General features: G+C 71.5%; 14 protein-coding genes. 6 read left to right on the top strand and 8 right to left on the bottom strand.

Annotation, left to right across the window (positions count from 1 at the left end; genetic code table 11):
* Nucleotides 1–11: 11 nt before the first annotated feature.
* The 7 genes from ACZ6KY_RS20585 to ACZ6KY_RS20555 form a co-directional block, all read right to left on the bottom strand.
* The gene (locus ACZ6KY_RS20585; protein ID WP_469311715.1) at nt 12–509 is read right to left on the bottom strand and encodes a hypothetical protein; all 498 of its coding nucleotides are present in this window, start codon (nt 507–509) and stop codon (nt 12–14) included.
* Between the two features lie 79 nt (nt 510–588).
* On the bottom strand, nt 589–3,480 hold the full coding sequence (locus ACZ6KY_RS20580; RefSeq protein ID WP_469311714.1) for an ATP-binding protein: 2,892 nt from the start codon (nt 3,478–3,480) through the stop codon (nt 589–591).
* 244 nt (nt 3,481–3,724) lie between these two features.
* Nucleotides 3,725–3,967 (bottom strand): DUF397 domain-containing protein, encoded by a 243-nt coding sequence (locus tag ACZ6KY_RS20575; protein WP_401340740.1) that lies wholly within the window; start codon nt 3,965–3,967, stop codon nt 3,725–3,727.
* Nucleotides 3,968–4,050: 83 nt separating this feature from the next.
* A complete protein-coding gene (locus tag ACZ6KY_RS20570; protein WP_469311713.1) occupies nt 4,051–5,217 on the bottom strand; it encodes a thiolase domain-containing protein in 1,167 nt (388 codons plus the stop codon).
* A complete protein-coding gene (locus ACZ6KY_RS20565) occupies nt 5,214–6,269 on the bottom strand; it encodes a thiolase domain-containing protein (protein WP_469311712.1) in 1,056 nt (351 codons plus the stop codon). The genes ACZ6KY_RS20570 and ACZ6KY_RS20565 overlap by 4 nt, the downstream gene beginning before the upstream one ends.
* Entirely contained in the window at nt 6,270–7,211 is a 942-nt protein-coding gene (locus tag ACZ6KY_RS20560) for a Zn-ribbon domain-containing OB-fold protein (protein WP_469311711.1), read from the bottom strand.
* A gap of 78 nt (nt 7,212–7,289) precedes the next feature.
* Nucleotides 7,290–8,090, bottom strand: a complete 801-nt coding sequence (locus ACZ6KY_RS20555) for a crotonase/enoyl-CoA hydratase family protein (protein ID WP_469311710.1) — start codon at nt 8,088–8,090, stop codon at nt 7,290–7,292.
* Nucleotides 8,091–8,296: 206 nt separating this feature from the next.
* Here ACZ6KY_RS20555 and ACZ6KY_RS20550 point away from each other — a divergent pair, with 206 nt between their 5' ends.
* The 5 genes from ACZ6KY_RS20550 (at nt 8,297) to paaK (ending at nt 16,412) form a co-directional block, all read left to right on the top strand.
* Nucleotides 8,297–9,952, top strand: coding sequence for an acyl-CoA synthetase (locus ACZ6KY_RS20550; protein WP_469311709.1), 1,656 nt, complete (start codon nt 8,297–8,299; stop codon nt 9,950–9,952).
* Nucleotides 9,953–10,103: 151 nt separating this feature from the next.
* On the top strand, nt 10,104–12,320 hold the full coding sequence (locus tag ACZ6KY_RS20545) for an alkaline phosphatase family protein (RefSeq protein WP_469311708.1): 2,217 nt from the start codon (nt 10,104–10,106) through the stop codon (nt 12,318–12,320).
* A 243-nt stretch (nt 12,321–12,563) separates the two neighbouring features.
* The gene (locus tag ACZ6KY_RS20540) at nt 12,564–13,523 is read left to right on the top strand and encodes a 5-dehydro-4-deoxyglucarate dehydratase (RefSeq protein WP_469311707.1); all 960 of its coding nucleotides are present in this window, start codon (nt 12,564–12,566) and stop codon (nt 13,521–13,523) included.
* 113 nt (nt 13,524–13,636) lie between these two features.
* On the top strand, nt 13,637–14,968 hold the full coding sequence (locus ACZ6KY_RS20535; protein ID WP_469311706.1) for an enolase C-terminal domain-like protein: 1,332 nt from the start codon (nt 13,637–13,639) through the stop codon (nt 14,966–14,968).
* A 136-nt stretch (nt 14,969–15,104) separates the two neighbouring features.
* Complete coding sequence (gene paaK / locus ACZ6KY_RS20530) at nt 15,105–16,412, top strand: phenylacetate--CoA ligase PaaK (protein ID WP_469311705.1); 1,308 nt, start codon at nt 15,105–15,107, stop codon at nt 16,410–16,412.
* 406 nt (nt 16,413–16,818) lie between these two features.
* Here paaK and ACZ6KY_RS20525 read toward each other — a convergent pair whose 3' ends face one another.
* Nucleotides 16,819–17,406 (bottom strand): TetR/AcrR family transcriptional regulator, encoded by a 588-nt coding sequence (locus ACZ6KY_RS20525; RefSeq protein WP_469311704.1) that lies wholly within the window; start codon nt 17,404–17,406, stop codon nt 16,819–16,821.
* Nucleotides 17,407–17,507: 101 nt separating this feature from the next.
* On the opposite strand from ACZ6KY_RS20525, the gene ACZ6KY_RS20520 reads away from it, so the two are divergent.
* Nucleotides 17,508–18,491, top strand: coding sequence for an aldo/keto reductase (locus ACZ6KY_RS20520; protein ID WP_469311703.1), 984 nt, complete (start codon nt 17,508–17,510; stop codon nt 18,489–18,491).
* The last annotated feature ends 131 nt before the right edge of the window (nt 18,492–18,622 follow it).

The raw sequence follows: 18,622 nt of genomic DNA, 5'->3' as shown, positions 1-18,622 counted from the left end.
GGTGTTGGGCCTCAATCCTGCTGGAAGAGTTCCGCCGGGAGCGGCTTCAGCAGGGCGTACAGGTCGTCGGTGATCGGACGGTCCCAGGCGGCGATGGTCACCAGCACGTTGTCGCTGCGGTCGAACTGGACGCAGGCGATCCGGGTCTCGGAGAGCTTGAGCCGCCGCACGATCAACAGGTTGTCGCCCTGCATCACCGGCATGTCCTCGGTCCCGGTGACGGTGACCTCTTCGTCGTTCTCCAGCGCGATCAGCAGCTGGGCCACCTCGAAGGGGACCTCGCCCTCGGCGACGTCACGGGCCTGGGAACCCTCCGGCAGATTGCCGATGATCATCGCAGGACCGCGGCCGCCGAACAGGTCGTAGCGCAGGAAGACGCCCTGGCAGCTGCCGTCGGGGGCGGGCAGCAGGCCGGCACCGAGATTGCCGGGCCAGTCGCCCGGATCCATGGCCAGAACGTCGAAGTCTGGCCCGGCGGGCGTGGCGCTGCGGCGGCGGAGGAAGGACATGCCGCAATGGTACGTGCACGGGCGCGTACCGGGCCCCACGGGCACCGTCCTCGCGGGGTCCTGAGACGGCCCGCCGGCGTCAGGAAATGGCCTGTTCCCCCAGCGCCGCCGCGAGTCCCCTGCGGTCCGTGCCGACCTTGCGGTAGACCGCCGACAGGAGCCGGGCGACGGCGTGCTCGTCGGTGTTCAGTTCCTCGGCGATCTGGGCCGGGGTCCGGTCCCGCGCGGTGAGTGCGGCGGCGGTGCGCTCGCGGGCCGTCAGGGTGTCCGTCTCGGTGCTGTGCAGGCGGCGCGGCCGCAGTCCCGCCGCCGCCAGCTCGTCACGGGTGTCCTCGATCAGCCCGTCGGCACCGCACTGGACGGCCGCGTCGAGGCCGCGGTAGAGGTGCTCGGCGGCTTCCTTGGGGCGTCCGGCGCGGCGCAGTCCGGTGCCCAGGGCGACCAGGGCGCAGGCCAGTTCGTAGGCGGCCGGGGAGCGCTCCAGATGGCCGACGGCCTCTTCGAGGAGGGGGACCCGGGCCGGGCCAGGGGAGACCTCGGCGGCGACGCGCAGCGCCTGGCCGATCGCGGAGGGGGCGCCGTACTGGCGGGCGCGGTTCACCGCTTCGAGTGCCGTGGCGACGGCGCGCTCGGGAGCGTCGTGGCTCTCGGCGCGGGCGAGGTGGAGCTGCCAGGGGCACCAGGCGGGGTTGCGCATACCGCGCGGGTCGAGGCGGCGTCCCGCGGAGGCGAGCTCGATCGCGGCGTCCTTGGTGAGGCCGCGGGCGAGCAGGAGTTCGCCGTACACGGTCTGGGCGTCAGGGAAGGTCACGGCGGCCGGGAAGGGGGCGCGGAAGGCATAGGCCTCGCCGGTCCGCGCGGCCTCCTCGACCTGGCCCCGGGCGAGCAGGACCTGGATGAGGGTGCCCACCGCGTACCAGTGGACGGGCGTACCGGGCCCGACGCGTTCGGCGAGCCTGAGGCCCGCGCGGACGAAGTCCTCGGCTTCGGCGAGACGGCCGCGGCGGAAGCGGACGTATCCGAGGATCGTGTAGCCGAAGGAGAGGTGGGCGCCGTGCCAGCCCTGGGATTCGAAGTCGGCGATTCCGGTGGCGAAGAGTTCCTCGGTGCGGCCGGGCCTGTCGGCGTACATGAAGGTCATCGCGACCAGGACCGGGACCTCGAAGCCGCGGTCGGCCTCGGCCCAGCCGAGGCCTCCGGCCAGCGCGCGTTCGGCGTGGTGGAGGGCGATGTGGGCGGGTTCGCCGCGCAGGGTGGCGTCCCAGGCGCGCAGTCCGATGACATAGCGCTCGGTGAGGTCGTGGCCGGTGAGCCGGTCGGCGAGGCGGGTCAGCCGGCGGGAGCGGGCGGGCGAGTCGGGTTCGTCGGCGCGGAAGGCGTCCCACATGAACTGCTCGGACTGCATGCGCAGCCGTACCCGGGGGTCGCCGGTGACCGGGATCTCGCGGGCGAGGGTCTCGGAGGCCTCGGCGAGGCGGTCGCTGTGCGCGAGGACCTGGGAGAGCCGGTAGACGATGTTGTGGCGCAGCTCGGGGTCGGTGATGGGCTCTTCCAGGGCGGCGCGCAGATGGTTGACCGTGGTCGTCGGTTCGGTGAGCAGGGACGCGCAGCCCAGTTCGTACAGGACGGCGGCGCGGTCCTCGAAGGGCGGGGGTTCGCGCAGGGCTCGGGCGAGGTAGCGGCGGGCCGCGTCGGGGGCTCCGGCGCGCTGGGTCTCGCGGGCCGCGGCGCGCAGCTGCTGGACGATCCAGGTGTCGCCGTCGGGGTGGGTCTCCATGAGGTGCCGGGCGGCGGCGGCCGGGCCGAGGCCCTCGTCGATCACGCACCAGGCGGCCTGGCCGTGCAGGGCGACGCGGACGCTGCCGGGGATGTCCCGGTAGACGGCGGTGGCGATCAGTGGGTGGACGAATTCGAGGGGGTCGGCGCCGGTGAGGATCCGGGCGGTGCGCAGGGCGTCCGCCGCGTCGGCGGCCTCCTCGGAGCCGAGGCCCGCGACGGCGGCGGCGAGCGTCGGGTGGATCTCGGTGCCGAGCACGGCGCAGGCCCAGGCGAAGCGGACGGTCGCGGTGCCGAGGCGTTCGAGGCGGGCGACGATGCCGCTGCCCTTGACGGCGGCGGCGAGGTCGCGCAGGAGATGCGCTCCGTCCTCGGTCGGGGTGAGGCCGCGGTCGCGGACCTTCGCGGTCAGTTCGACGGCTTCGAACGGGTTGCCGGCGGTGACGGCCCAGCACTCGCGGCAGAAGGCGTCGTCGGCCTGGGTGCCGAGGTCTTCCCGGACGAGCCGGGCGACGGCCGCGGCGCTGAGCGGTTCGAGGCCGAGGGGGCGTTGTCCGGCGCGGCCTGGCAGCCCTCTGAACGCCTCGGCGTGTTCGGGGAGTTCGTCGGGCCGGTAGGCGACGACGAGCAGCAGCGGGAGTTGCTCGGCGCGGGGCGCGAACGCGGCCAGCCAGCTGAGTGATTCGGCGTCGGCCCAGTGCGCGTCGTCGAGGAGGAGCACCATGGGGGCACGCTGCACGGCGAGGTGGGTGAGCACCCAGTCGAGTCCGGCGCGCAGGCCCTGCTGGTCGGGCGGGGCGCCCTCGGACGGCGCGCAGAGGCCGAGTGCGGGGCCGACGATCGCGTACCAACTCCCCAGGGAGGAGCGGAGTTCGGCCTCGGAGAATCCGGCGAGCTGTGGCTGCAGGAGCTGGCGGGCGACGTGGAAGGCGACGCGCTGTTCCTGTTCACCGCCGCGTGCGCTCAGTACGGTGCAGCCCTTGGCCGCGGAGCGCCTGCGGACCTCGGCGAGGAGGGTCGTCTTGCCGATTCCGGCGCGTCCGGCGAAGGCGAGGAGCGCGCCGCGGGGGCGGCCCGGTGGTTCGCCCGTGTCCCGGCGCAGCCCGACGAGGTCGCTCAACGCCTCGTCGGCGGCGGACAGTTCACTCTCGCGCTCGAAGAGCGTCCGACGGCTGCGCAGGCTGCGTTGCCCCATGATCACCCCCTGCCACGATCGCGCGCCCGCGCGGGGAGCGGATGCGCACCGTGACGTCCAGGCACCTCAGCGTACGCCCCGATCATCCACGGGGCAGCCCGTTCGCGCGCTCCTGGTCGGAACCTCGTCGAGGCAGCGCGGCTGCCGGAGGACCGGACGGTGAGCAGCCCCCTGGGCACGGGGGCTCGGGCCGCCGCCCCTTCCCCGCGCGGGGGCGGGGCGGGAAGGCCCGGCGGTCCTCTGTTCAGGTCAGGTCGAACTCGCCCTCGCGGGCTCCCGATACGAAGGCCCCCCACTCCGCGGGAGTGAAGATCAAGGAAGCGCTGTGCGGGCGGCCACTGTTGCGCATCGCGATGAAGCCCTCGACAAAGGCGATCTGGACATCTCCCCGCCCTCGGCTGCTGGACTGCCATTCGGCGTTGCTGAGGTCCAGCTCCGGCTTGTCCCAGCCCGCGAGCGGGTGTTGCTCGATGGTGCTTTCGGCCACGTCCGTGCTCCTCCCGGTTCGTCGTCCGCGGCCAGCCTAGCGATCGGTCCGTGCCGCGCACAGGCCATGTGAGGGGGACGGTTTCAGGAGGCGGGCGGCGCGGACCCGACCAGCCACATCGAGAAGAACTGGGATCCGCCGCCGTAGGCGTGGCCGAGCACCCGGCGAGCCCCGTCGACCTGGTGCTCTCCGGCCTGGCCGCGCACCTGGAGTGCCGCTTCGGCGAAGCGGATCATGCCGGAGGCGCCGATCGGATTGGTGGAGAGGACCCCGCCCGACATGTTGACGGGCAGGTCGCCCTCCAGTTCGGTCACCCCCGCCTCGGTGAGCTTCCACCCCTCGCCCTCGTCGGCGAAGCCGAGGTTCTCCAGCCACATGGGCTCGTACCAGGAGAACGGCACGTACATCTCGACGGCGTCGATGTCGCGGCGCGGGTCCGCGATGCCCGCCTGCCGGTACACGTCCGCCGCGCAGTCCTTGCCGGCCTGCGGGGACACGCAGTCCTTGCCTGCGAAGAGGGTCGGTTCGCTACGCATCGCGCCGCCGTGCATCCAGGCGGGCGGGCGCGGTGAACGGGCCGCTCCCGCGCGGTCGGTGAGGATCATCGCGCAGGCTCCGTCGGAGGAGGGGCAGGTCTCCGAGTAGCGGATCGGGTCCCAGAGCATGGGTGAGGCCTGGACCTTCTCCAGGGTGATGTCGTGCTCGTGGAGGTGCGCGTACGGGTTCTTCAGCGCGTTGCGGCGGTCCTTGTACGCGACGAGGGAGCCGACGGTGTCGGGTGCGCCGGTCCGCCGCATGTAGGCGCGTACGTGCGGTGCGAAGAAGCCGCCGGCGCCGGCGAGCAGCGGCTGCTGGAAGGGGATGGGCAGGGACAGGCCCCACATGGCGTTGGACTCGGACTGCTTCTCGTAGGCCAGGGTCAGGACGGTGCCGTGGACGCGGCCCGCGATCAGGTTGGTGGCGACCAGGGCCGTCGATCCGCCGACGGAGCCCGCCGTGTGCACCCGCAGCATCGGCTTGCCGACCGCGCCGAGCGCGTCGGCGAGGTACAGCTCGGGCATCATGACGCCCTCGAAGAAGTCGGGCGCCTTGCCGATCACGACGGCGTCGATGTCGGCCCACGTCAACTCAGCGTCATCCAGAGCTCGTTGGGCTGCCTCGCGGACGAGTCCCGCGATGGACACGTCCCGCCGTGCCGCCACGTGCTTGGTCTGGCCGATGCCTACGACGGCCACGGGCTCCTTGCTCATCGGGCATCCCCTTCGAGTACGGCGACCAGGTTCTGTTGGAGGCAGGGGCCCGAGGTGGCGTGGGCGAGTGCCCGGTCGGACTCCCCGCGATGGACGCGCGCGGCGGCCTCGCCGATGCGGATGAGCCCGGCCGCCATGACGGGGTTGGCGGCGAGCGCGCCCCCCGACGGGTTGACCCGCACGCTGCTCCCGAGCCGCAGCGCCTTGCGCAGGACCACTTCCTGGGAGGTGAAGGGGGCGTGCAACTCGGCCGTGTCGACGGGCCGTTCGAAGGCTCCGGCGCGTTCGGCGGCCAGTCGCGTGGACGGCGAGTCGGTCAGGTCGCGTACGCCGAGGGAGTGCGCCTCGACGCGGTGGTCGATGCCCCGGATCCAGGCGGGCCGTTCGCACAGGTCGCGGGCCCGGTCCCCGGCCGCGAGGATCACGGCGGCGGCGCCGTCGCCGACGGGCGGGCAGTCTCCGGTGCGCAGCGGTCGTACGAGATAGTCGCCCTGCGGCACCGAACCACGGAGCTGCGCGTGGGAGTTGGCGGTCGCGGAGGCCCTGCTGCGGGCGGCGACGGAGGCGAGCGCGAGTTCGTCGGTCTCGCCCGCGTCGATGAGCGCCTGTGCCTGGAGCGCGGCGAGGGCGACCGAGTCGGGCCACAGCGGGGCCACGTAGTACGGGTCCAACTGCCGTGTCAGGACGTCGCGTACGGAGCCGGGTGACGACTTGCCGTACGCGTACACGAGAGCCGTGTCGGCGTCGCCGGTCAGCAGTTTGGTCCACGCCTCGTACAGCGCCCAGGCGCCGTCCATCTCGACGTGCGACTCGGAGATCGGCGGCCAGGCGCCCACGCCGTCGAGCGCCATCGTGAAGGAGAAGGCGCGGCCCGCGAGATAGTCACTGGAGCCGGAACAGGTGAAGCCGATGTCACTGGTCTGCAGGCCCGTCCGGTCGAGGACGTCGTGCAGGACAGGGAGGAGCATCTCCACCTCGGAGAGCTCGTCGGAGGTGCGCCGGTGGTCGGTCTGCCCGAAGGCGACGACGGCGATGTCCCTGAGGGGCCGCATCTACAGCATCTCCTTGTACGTCTCGTAGTCCGCGTCCGGTTCCCCGGTGGGCCGGTAGTGGTCCGGGTAGCGACCGCCCTCGGACCAGACCGGTTCCACGCGCAGGCCCATCCGGACCTTGTCGTAGGGGATGTCGCCGATCCGGCCGTGCAGCGCGAGGCCGGCGCCGTCGAGGGCGATGTGGGCGTATACGTACGGGACTTCGATGTCGAGGTTCCTCGCCTTGATGTTGACGATGCAGTACGTGGTGACGGTGCCGCGCGGGCCGACCTCGACCTGTTCGGAGGTGGCCACCCCGCAGGTGGGACACGCGCCCTTGGGCGGGACGTACACCTTGTGGCAGGAGGGGCAGCGCTCGCCGACGGTCCGCTGTCGGGAAAGGCTCGCGATGTAGGCGGACTGGGCGCGGCCCGGTGAGTAGACGTAGTCGAGCCGTGCGGGGGCGACGATGCCGGTCACCATGTCCTCGAACCGGCCGTCGTGGCCCGTGAGTTGCCCGGGAGCGCCGTCGTGCGGCTCGAAGCAGGCGATGTCGGTGATCGCGCCGGAGCGTTCGGGGGCCCAGCGGACGCGGACGCGCATCCCGGTGCGCACGGCGTCGGGGCCGGGGGCGTCGAGGGCGTGCAGCAGGGCGGTGTCGGCGCCGTCGAGCTTGACCAGGACCCAGGCGAAGGGGGTGTCGAGGGGCTGGCCGCGGCGGGGTTCGTGGTTCCAGGCCCAGGTGGTGACAGTGCCGGTGGGGGCGACCTCGACGAGGTCGCGTATCTCCTCGGCGGTGACGGGGTCGTACTCGACGGGTGGGACGAGGGTCCGGCCGTCGGCGGTCCGTACACCGAGGACGACCCGTTCGCGCAGGCCCGTGAGGAAGGCGCTCTGCACGGGGCCGAGCGAGCGGGTGAAGGGGAACTCGACGACGAGGGGGGCTCTGAGGACTTCGGGCATCCCGGATCTCTCCTTCCAACGGCCGGACGCGCTGTGTCCAGGGGGCGGGCGGGTCGCGTCCGGGGCCGGGTTTGCGGGTCAGCCGCGCCGGTAGACGGGCGGGCGCTTCTCGGCGAAGGCCCGGGAGCCTTCCTTGGCGTCGGCGGTGTCGAAGACCGGCCAGCCGCGCCGGAGTTCGGCGGCGAGGCCGTCGGTCTCGGTCAGCTCGGCGGTCTCGTACACGGACGCCTTGACCGCCTCGACGGCGAGCGGGCCGCAGGCGTTGATCTGCTCGGCGAGGGCGAGGGCCTTGTCGAGCGCGGTGCCGTCGGGCACGACATGGCCGATCAGACCGATGCCCGCGGCCTCCTGGGCGGTGTACGGGCGTCCTGTCAGCAGCATTTCGAGGGCGTGGGTGCGCGGGATCTGGCGTTGCAGCCGGACCGTCGAGCCGCCGATCGGGAAGAGTCCGCGCCTGACCTCGAAGAGCCCGAAGGTCGCGGAGGCCCCGGCGACCCGGATGTCGGTGCCCTGGAGGATCTCGGTACCGCCCGCGACGCAGTACCCCTCGACGGCCGCGATCACCGGTTTGCGCGGGCGGTGGTGGCGCAGCATCGCCTTCCAGTGCAGATCGGGGTCGGCCTTGAGCCGGTCCCGGTACTGCTCGCCCTCCATGCCCTTTCCGGCCAGCGCCTTCAGGTCCATCCCGGCACAGAAGGCACCGCCGGCGCCGGTCAGCACGATCGAGCGGATCGCGTCGTCCTCGTCGGCCTCGACCCAGCCGTCGTACAGACCGACCAGCATCGGCAGCGAGAGCGCGTTCTTGGCCTCGGGCCTGTTGAGCGTGAGCACCAGTGTGGCGCCTTCGCGCTGCACGGTGAGGTGTTCCGTCCCACCCATTGCCGTCCTCCCGTCTCGGATGCGAGAACAGGTTGCAGGAGGCGTCCAGCCAGTACAAGGGTTTTCTGACAGTCAGTCAGATTTCTTGTGCCGGGACCCTTCACAGTTGGGTCGGGCTTTGCTCTGATGACCGTCGAGCCCGGGGTGGACGGCCCCGGGAGCGCTCGACCACGGACGTAGACGGACGTGCACGGTCAGGAGGAGCGGTGGAGTACAACCTTGCCGACCTGTTCGAGTCGGTCGTCGACGTGGTCCCGGACCGCGAGGCGCTCGTGTACATCGACCACCCGGGCACGGGCGCGGAACGCCGCCTGACGTACGCGCAGTTGGACGCGGCGGCGAACCGCGTGGCGCACCATCTGATAGACAGCGGAATCCGTCCCGGCGAGCACCTCGGCCTCTACCTCTACAACGGCGTCGAGTACCTCCAGACGGTGCTGGCCTGCCTGAAGGCGCGCATCGTCCCGGTGAACGTCAACTACCGCTACGTGGAAGAGGAGTTGGCGTACCTGTACCAGGACGCCGACCTGGCGGCACTGGTCTTCGACGCGGAGTTCACGGACCGGGTGGCGGCGGCACGGCCGCGCGCCCCACGGCTGCGGCACCTCGTGCGGGTGGGTGCCTCGGCGTCCGGGGCGGGCGCGGCGGGTGCCGTGGACCCGGTGGGTGCCGAGGGTGCGGCGGACGCGGTCGACTTCGCCGACGCCGAGGGTGCCGGGTCGCCCGGGCGCGGCTTCCCCGCGCGGTCCGCGGACGACCAGTTCATCATCTACACCGGCGGCACGACGGGGATGCCCAAGGGCGTGATGTGGCGGCAGGAGGACCTCTTCTTCGCCGGCCTCGGCGGGGGCGCGCCGACCGGCGATCCGGTCACGAAGCCGGAGGAGCTCGCCGAGCGCGTCGCGGCCGGCGGTGCCGGGATCACCTTCTTCCCCACTCCCCCGCTGATGCACGGCACCTCGACCCTCACCGCCTTCATCGCCTTCAACTTCGGCCAACGCGTCGTACTCCACCGCAAGTTCGTACCCGAGGAAGTCCTGCGGACTATCGAGAGGGAGAGGGTGACCAGCGTGTCGCTGGTCGGCGACGCGATGCTGCGGCCCCTCGTCGACGCACTGAACGGCCCTTTGAAGGGCACGGACTGCTCCGCCCTGTTCAGCGTGTCCTCGTCCGGCGCCATCATGTCGGACACCGTGCGCGAACAGTTCCAGGCGCTCGTCCCGAACGTGATGCTGCTCAACAACTTCGGTTCCTCGGAGTCCGGCTTCAACGGCACCGCGACGGCTGACTCCGGCCCGGAGCGCGGCTTCCGCATTCGCGTCAACGCCCGTACACAGGTGGTGGATCCGGCCACCCACGAGCCGGTCGCGGTCGGCGAGCCGGGACGGGTCGCACAGCGCGGCCACGTACCCCTCGGCTACTACAACGACCCCAAGAAGACCGCCGAGACGTTCTTCCGCAAGGGCGACGAGCGCTGGGTGCTCCTCGGCGACATGGCCACGGTCGACGAGGAGGGCATCGTCATCGTCCTCGGCCGCGGTTCGCAGTGCATCAACACCGGCGGCGAGAAGGTCTATCCCGAGGAGGTCGAACAGGCCCTCAAGTCGCATCCGGACGTGTACGACGCCCTGGTCGCCGGAGTGCCCGACCCGAAGTGGGGCAACCACGTGGCGGCGGTCGTCCAACTCCGCGAGGGCGCGCCGCAGCCGTCCCTCGACGACATCCAGACCCACTGCCGCAACCACCTCGCGGGCTACAAGATCCCGCGCCAGTTGGTGATCACGAACTCCGTCCAGCGGTCGCCGAGCGGCAAGGCCGACTACAGGTGGGCGCGGGAGGTGGCGGTGGCGGCGGACCGGTAGCCCCCGGCGGTGTCATCCGGGTGATCCTGGCCCCGTACTGTGTGCGCGGTCGGCCTCCGCCGTTGAACCGGAGGTGACGGCCGGCCGTATGGGGGGTGACGGAAAAGCCTCCGTCACGCCAGCACCGGGTTACGCACGGAAGGACCTTCGGGTGTCGCACCACACGCCTCCTCGCCAACTGCCGGACACGGACGCTGACGTGGGTCCGGACCCCGACGCGACGGCGATGGACGGGAGCCGGGGGGACTCCGGGACAGCCGACCAGACCGGGGCGAACGCGAGCCCCGGAACGGAAGAGCGGGCGGATGGGGCGGCCGGCGACGAAGAGCGCCGCGAGACCGCCGTCCCGCACCCCGCCATCCACGACGAAACCACCACCTCGCACCCGGCCGACGACGAAGCCACCGTCCCGCACCCCGAGGATGAAGCCCCCGTCTCGCACGCCTCCGCCCGTGACGAGCCCACCGTCTCGCAGGCCACCACCGACGACAACGGCACCGTCCCGCACCCCACCACCGAGGACAAACCCACCGACCCGCACCCCGCCACCCACGACGAAGCCGCCCCCGAAGCCACCGTCCCGCACCCCACCGACGACGAAGCCGCCCCCGAGGCCGCCGACCGGCATCCGTCCGAGCCCGCGTCCCCGGACGAAGCCGAACCCGCCGCGAACGCCGCCTCCGCCGCCCGCCCCGGCTGGTTCGGCTGGCGCCGTCGTTACCCCCGGGCCGTGCGTGTCGTGCGGGCGGGCACGAGCGTCCTGGCCGGTGCGCTGGTGCTCACCGTCCTCCTCGTGCCCAACCGCCTCGACTGGATGAGCGTCCGGGCGTTTCTCCGCCTCCCGGTCGAGGCGGTCTTCCTCACAGCCGTCCTGCTCGTACTGCCGGCGAAGGCGCGGCGGATCACAGCCGGAGTCCTGGGGGTGGTCCTCGGACTGTCCGCCATCCTGAAGTGCCTCGACATGGGCTTCCGCGAGACCCTGGCCCGGCCGTTCGACCTGGTCTTCGACTGGGTTCTGCTGAGCGACGGGGCGGACTGGGTGAAGGACTCGTTCGGGCGCTCGGGCGAGATATCCGCGGTGGTCGGGGTGATCGTCCTGGTCATCGCCGTACTCGCGTTGAGCGTGCTCGCGATGACGCGGCTGGCGAACGTGCTGGCCCGGCACCGCACCGGGGCCGTGCGCTCCACGCTCGTCCTCGGCGTCGCGTGGATCATCTGCTTCACCCTGGGCGTGCAGTCCGGCGGAGTCACGATCGCCACCAAGGGCTACGCCCAGTACCTCTCCAACCGTGTGCAGTACGTTCGCGACGGCCTCGGTGACGCCGACGTCTACAAGAAGCAGATGGCCGTCGACGCCTTCGCCCACACCCCGTCCGACCAGTTGCTGACCGGGCTGCGCGGCAAGGACGTGATGCTCACCTTCATCGAGAGTTACGGCCGGGTGGCCATCGACGATCCGGTGATGGGACCTGAGGTCGACGCCACGCTCAAGGCGGGCGACGCCCGGCTCAAGGCGGCCGGTTTCTCGGCGCGCAGCGGCTGGCTCAGGTCGCCCGTGACGGGCGCCGGCAGCTGGCTCGCCCACTCGACGTTCCTGTCCGGCACATGGGTCAAGAACCAGCAGCGGTACCGGTCTCTGACCACCAGCAAGCGCGCGACCCTCACCAGCTACTTCCAGAAGACCGGCGCCTGGCGGACCGTCGGCATCGTCCCCGGCGTGCGCCTGGCCTGGCCCGAGGGCAAGTACTTCGGCCTCGACCACATCTACGACTCGACACACCTCGGTTATCAGGGCCCGTACTTCAGCTGGACGCCGGTGCCGGACCAGTTCAGCCTGGAGTCCTTCCAGAAGCTGGAGCACGGCAAGAAGAACCGCGACCCGATCATGGCGGAGATCATCCTCGCCTCCAGCCACAACCCCTGGTCCCCGATCGCCCACACGATCGACTGGAAGGACCTCGGGGACGGCAAGATCTTCTACAAGATCAAGAAGGAGGGCACGAACCCCACGGAGGTCTGGAAGAGCTCGAAGCGGGTGCGGACCGAGTACCGCAAGGCCATCCAGTACTCCCTGGACAGCCTGACCCAGTGGGTCCAGCGCTACGGCGACGACAACACCGTCCTCGTCTTCCTCGGCGACCACCAGCCCGTCCCGACGGTCACGGGGGGAACCGCCGACAAGGACGTGCCCGTCACCATCGTCGCCCGTGACCCCAAGGTGCTGGACCGCGTGTCCGACTGGGGCTGGACCGAGGGGCTCAAGCCCGCGGACAACGCGCCGGTGTGGGGGATGGACAAGTTCCGCGACCACTTCATGACGGCGTACGGCCCGCATCCGGGCACGGCGGCCTCGGCCGCATCGCACTGACGGTCCTACGGCCGAGCGGGCGCCCTCGCCGCTCGGGCAGGGGATCCCCGCCCGAACGGCGGACATCCCGGTCCGAACTCAGCGGGCCCGCAGCCTCCCCGGCTGCGGGCCCGCCGCGCTGTGTCGAGCGCCGATGAATCCGACGGCCGCAGATCCGTAGGACCCAGCCATTGACCCCCGGGGTTCACGAATCTAACCTGAGTTCTCATACATAGACGCCGTCTGCATACAGGGATGAGATTCATGGCAGGGTTCAACGCGGATCCGGAGGACGTGGTCCAGCGGCTGCGGGACGGCATGGCGAGCGGGGTCCTGTCCTTCCCGCTCACGAGCTTCACCGAGGCCGGCGACCTCGATCTGGAGTCCTACCGGGCCTATCTGTCCGACCGGTTGGCCACCGCGCCGGGCGCGGTGTTCCCGGCCTGCGGGACCGGCGAGTTCAGCGCGCTGGACGAGGACGAGTACCGCGCGGTCGTCACCGCGACGGTCGAGATCGCCGACGGCCGCCTGCCCGTGGTCGCGGGCGTCGGCTACGGATGGGCACAGGCGCTCCGATTCGCCCGGATCGCGGAGGAGGCCGGCGCGGACGCCCTCCTCGTGCTGCCCCACTATCTCGTCGAGGCACCGGAGGCGGGCCTGGTCGAGCAGCTGCGCCGGATCGCCGCCGGTACGCGGCTGCCGCTCATCACCTACCAGCGCGGCCCGGTCGCCTTCACCCCCGAGGGGCTGCGGGCCGTCGCGGCGATCCCCACCGTCATCGGGCTCAAGGACGGACACAGCGACCTCGACCGGCTCCAGCGCCTCACGCTCGCCGCGCCCGACGGCTTCCTCTTCTTCAACGGAGCCGCCACCGCCGAGATCCAGGCCCGGGCGTACGCCACCGTGGGCGTCCCCGCCTACTCGTCGGCCGTCCACGCCTTCGCTCCCGAGATCGCCGGCGCGTTCTTCACCGCGCTGCGCACCGGCGACGAGGCGACCGTGAACAAGCTGCTGCGCGACTTCTACGTCCCGCTCGTCGAACTCCGCGACAAGGTGCCCGGGTACGCCGTCTCCCTGGTCAAGGCCGCGGCCCGGCTGCGTGGGCTTCCCGTCGGCCCGGTGCGCGCACCGCTCACCGATCCGGGCCCGGACGATCTCGCCGCTCTGGAGCGGATCCTCGACACCGGGCTGGCTCTGGTCGGAGCCACGCGCCCACCCGCCTGAAGCACGCGGGGGACGGCCCATCGGGCTCAGGGCGGGCCGCCCCCTCGCCCGGCCCGTCGCCGTCATCCTGTGATCACCGGCCCCGGTCACCCTCGTACACAAGGATTTTGATGATGAGTCAGCAACCGACGATCACCGAGTTCGCCGTCTATCCCGTCGCGGGGCGGGACTGCATGGAGCTGAACCTGTCGGGCGCCCACGGCCCCTACTTCACCCGCAACGTCGTCGTCCTCAAGGACTCCGAGGGGCGGACCGGGCTCGGCGAGGTGCCGGGCGGGGAGAAGATCACCCGGACGCTGCGCGACGCGGAACCCCTCGTCCTCGGCGCGAAGGTGGGCGACCACCAGCGCGTCCTGCGCGAGATCGGGGACCGTTTCCGCGACCGCGACGCCGGCGGGCGCGGTGCCCAGACCTTCGACCTGCGGACGGCCGTCCACGCCGTCACCGCCGTCGAGTCGGCCCTCCTCGACCTGCTCGGCCAGCACCTCGACGTGCCGGTCGCGGCCCTCCTCGGCGACGGGCAGCAACGCGACCGTGTACGGGTGCTCGGCTATCTCTTCCACGTCGGCGACCCGGACCGCACGGATCTCGCGTACGCCCGCGAGAGCGACTCGGACGTGGACTGGTACCGCCTGCGGCACGAGGAGGCCCTCACGCCCGGCGCGATCGTCCGGCAGGCCGAGGCCGCCCACGAGCTGTACGGCTTCCGGGACTTCAAGCTCAAGGGCGGTGTGCTGGAGGGTGCCGAGGAGGTCCGGGCCGTCCGCGCGCTGAAGGACCGCTTCCCCGAGGCCCGGATCACGCTCGACCCCAATGGCGCCTGGTCGCTGCGCGAGGCGATCGAGCTGTGCGAGCCCCTGGTGGGCACCCTCGCCTACGCGGAGGACCCCTGCGGCGCCGAGGACGGCTATTCGGGGCGGGAGATCCTGGCCGAGTTCCGGCGGGCGACGGGACTGCCGACGGCCACCAACATGATCGCCACGGACTGGCGGCAGCTCACCCATGCCCTGGCGCTCCAGTCGGTCTCGATCCCGCTGGCCGACCCGCACTTCTGGACCATGCGGGGCTCGGTGCGCGTGGCCCAGCTGTGCAACGCGATGGGCCTGACCTGGGGCTGCCACTCGAACAACCACTTCGACATCTCGCTCGCCATGGTCACGCACTGCGGAGCCGCGGCACCGGGCGCGTACAACGCCCTGGACACGCACTGGATCTGGCAGGAGGGTCTGGAACGGCTCACGGTCGCCCCGCCGCGCATCGTCGACGGCGAGATCGCGCTTCCGGACGCCCCCGGCCTGGGCGTCCAGCTGGACATGGACCGGTTGCTGGCTGCGCACGAGCTCTATCTGAAGGAGGCGCTGGGCGCCCGGGACGACGCCGTCGGCATGCGCTTCCTCGTCCCCGGCTGGGAGTTCGACGCCAAGCGTCCCGCACTGGTGCGCTGACCGCCGCCTCACAGCCCCGCAAAAAGCGTTCGCGGACCCCTTGCCCTGAGGCGGGACACCTGAATTACTGATCCGGAACAGCACGACCGAATGATCGGTCGTCCGGAATAGCACGGTTGGCGAGGGAGTGGGCGCGATGGCGGGCTCGACGGACCCGAAGGGCCTGCTCGACGCGGGCGAGCGGCTCGACGCGGAGGAACTGCGGGCGCTCCAACTGGAGCGGCTGCGCGCGTCGCTGCGGCACGCGTACGAGAACGTCCCCTTCTACCGGGAGTCCTTCGACAAGGCCGGGCTGCGCCCGGACGACTGCCGCTCGCTCGCCGACCTGGCACGGTTCCCCTTCACCGTGAAGGCGGATCTGCGCGAGAACTACCCGTACGGGATGTTCGCCGTGCCGCAGGATCGGATCCGGCGCATCCACGCGTCGAGCGGGACGACCGGGCGGCCCACGGTCGTCGGCTACACGGAGAACGACCTGTCCATGTGGGCCGACATGGTGGCCCGTTCGATCCGCGCGGCGGGCGGCCGACCCGGCGACAAGGTCCATATCGCCTACGGCTACGGCCTGTTCACGGGCGGGCTCGGCGCCCACTACGGCGCGGAACGGCTCGGCTGTACGGTGATCCCCGCGTCCGGCGGCATGACGGCCCGTCAAGTGCAGCTGATCCAGGATCTGAAGCCCGAGATCATCATGGTGACGCCGTCGTACATGCTGACCCTGCTCGACGAGTTCGAGCGGCAGGGCGTGGACCCGCGCGGCACCTCGCTGCGGGTCGGTGTGTTCGGGGCCGAGCCGTGGACCGAGGAGATGCGCCGCGAGATCGAGGAGCGGTTCGCGATCGACGCGGTGGACATCTACGGCCTCTCCGAGGTCATCGGCCCGGGAGTCGCCCAGGAGTGCGTGGAGACCAAGGACGGTCTGCACATCTGGGAGGACCACTTCTACCCGGAGGTCGTCGACCCCTTCACGGGTGAGGTGCTGCCGGACGGCGAGGAGGGCGAGCTGGTCTTCACCTCGCTCACCAAGGAGGCCATGCCCGTGATCCGTTACCGGACACGGGACTTGACGCGGCTGCTGCCCGGCACGGCCCGGGTCTTCCGCCGGATGGAGAAGATCACCGGGCGCAGTGACGACATGGTGATCCTGCGGGGGGTCAATCTCTTCCCGACGCAGATCGAGGAGATCGTGCTGCGGACTCCGGGGGTCGCCCCGCACTTCCAGCTCCGGCTGACCCGCGAGGGCCGCCTCGACGCCCTGACCGTACGGGCCGAGGCCCGGTCCGGCGCCACGCCCGAGACGCGCGAGGCGGCCGCGCGGGCGATCACCGCGGGCATCAAGGACGGGATCGGCGTCTCGGTAACGGTGGAGATCGTCGAACCGGAGTCCCTGGAACGGTCGGTGGGCAAGCTGAAGCGGATCGTGGACCTGCGCCCGCGACCGTGACCGGCCGCTCGCCCCCCACGCGGACGCGGCGAACACGACTCCGGCCGACCGCTGGCCCAACCCATCTCGGACCGGTCCGTCGCAGGCCCGACCCCCCGTGGACCAGCCACCCGGTGGTCCAACCCACCGCGGACCGGCCAGCCGCTGGCCCAACCCAGCGGACCGGTCCAACACGGGTCCGACCCAACGCGGGCCAGCCCATCACGGGTCCAACCCATCAGGGACCGGCCCATCGCCTCAGGTATGAATTGCCTGGCGGACGGTGGGCCGGAACAGGCTGACGCCTGGCCGCCCCGTCACACGCCACGCCCTCTTCCGGTCGGAACCTGCGGCCGACCGTGCGCCCCGCTTGTCTTGCCGTCTTGAGAGACACGGGCTCGCCCTGCGCCGCGAGCCCGTGAGGCCGCTACTCGCCGGCGGGCTTCGGCTCGCTCATCCGGCGGGCGGCCTCGACGACTGCCGAGCGGTGCAGGGCCAGCCGCCGCGGCGACCAGGACCGGCCGGCCTCCCCGGGGTCGGCGCCCTCGGCTGCCCAGAACCACGCCTGAGCCGCGGCGAGGACCATGGTCAGGAGATCGTCGGGCTCCATCCCCCGGGCCACCTCGCCACGCCGTTGCGCCTCGGCCACTTCGGCGGCCTTGCTTCGGAAGGCGTCCGGTTCGAGTCCGGTGGCGGAGGGGCGCTCCAGCAGTTTCCATAGGCGTAGGCGCATCAGGTCCGGCCGGGCGACGAGGTGGTCGAAGATCGCGCCGGCGTACCCGGGCAGGTCCCCGACGTCGAAGGGCACCGATTCCGCACCCGCTGTCATCGCCCGTCGCAACACCTCGTCGAACAACTGCTCCTTGTTGCCGAAGTAGGCATAGATCAGCCGCTTGTTCGCCGCCGCGGCCTCCGCGATCCGGTCCACCCGGGCCCCGGCGATGCCGTAGGCGGCGAATTCGGTGAAGGCGGCGTCGAGCAGCCGGGCCTTGGTGGCGCTGGAGTCCCGTGGCATGGCCGTCACCCTAGCAAGTAACTATCTAGTTATTGACACAGTCGGCCCGCGGGTCTACCGTCATGTATATATCCAGTTAGTTACGTAGTGGAGGAGCTGTTGTGGAACACCGCGCACTGGGTGGCCAGGGCCTGACCGTCGGAGCCCAGGGCCTCGGCTGCATGGGCATGAGCGCCTTCTACGGCGCCACCGACGAGACCGAGTCGCTGGCCACCATCGACCGTGCCCTGGAGCTCGGTGTCACCCTGCTGGACACCGCCGAGAGCTACGGCCCCTTCATCAACGAGAAGCTTCTCGGCAAAGCGCTGGCGGGGCGCCGGGAGGCCGCCGTGGTCGCCACCAAGACCGGGTTCGAGATCACCGACGACGGCCGGCCGCTCGATCTCAACGGCCGGCCCGAGTACGTCCGCCGGGCCCTCGAACGCTCGCTGCGGCACCTGGGGACCGACCACGTCGACCTGTACTACCTGCATCGCGTCGACCCCAAGACGCCCATCGAGGAAACCGTCGGCGCCCTGGCCGAGCTGGTCGCCGAAGGCAAGATCCGCCACATCGGGCTGTGCGAGGCCTCCGCGCACACGGTCCGGCGGGCCCATGCCGTGCACCCGCTCGCCGCCGTCCAGACCGAGTATTCGCTCTTCGAGCGCGGCATCGAGCACGACGGAGTGCGCGACACCCTGCGGGAGCTGGGGATCGGTCTGGTCGCCTACTCCCCGCTGGGGCGCGGCTTCCTGTCCGGCGCGATCACCAGCCCCGACGACTTCGCCGAGGACGACTGGCGCCGGAGCGACCCCCGGTTCCGGGGCGAGAGCTTCGACCGCAACCTGGCCGTCGTCCGCGAGGTCCGCCGCATCGCCGACGCCAAGAACGTCACGCCCTCCCAGCTGGCGCTCGCCTGGGTCCAGCACCAGGGCGCCGTCGCCATCCCCGGCACCAAGCGCCGCCGCTACCTCGAAGAGAACATCGCCGCGACCGAGGCGACCCTGACCGCCGACGACATCGCCGCGATCGAGGCGGTCGCCCCGCACGGCGTGGTCACCGGGGACCGCTACGCACCCGAGTTCATGGGGACGCTCAACGGCTGACACCGGCCGACGCCTCACCAAGTCCCTCGAAGAGCCGAAACGCCCGTCCCTCACACCTCAAGCCCCTGGCGCAGCGGCCGGGCACCATGATCGCCGCCGGGCACCACCCGGACGACGTGTTCGGCCAGGTC

The sequence above is a fragment of the Streptomyces sp. NPDC042002 genome (assembly GCF_055588305.1).
The sequence above is the reverse complement of the archived record's forward strand: the minus strand, read 5'-3'. Positions and strand labels throughout refer to the sequence as shown.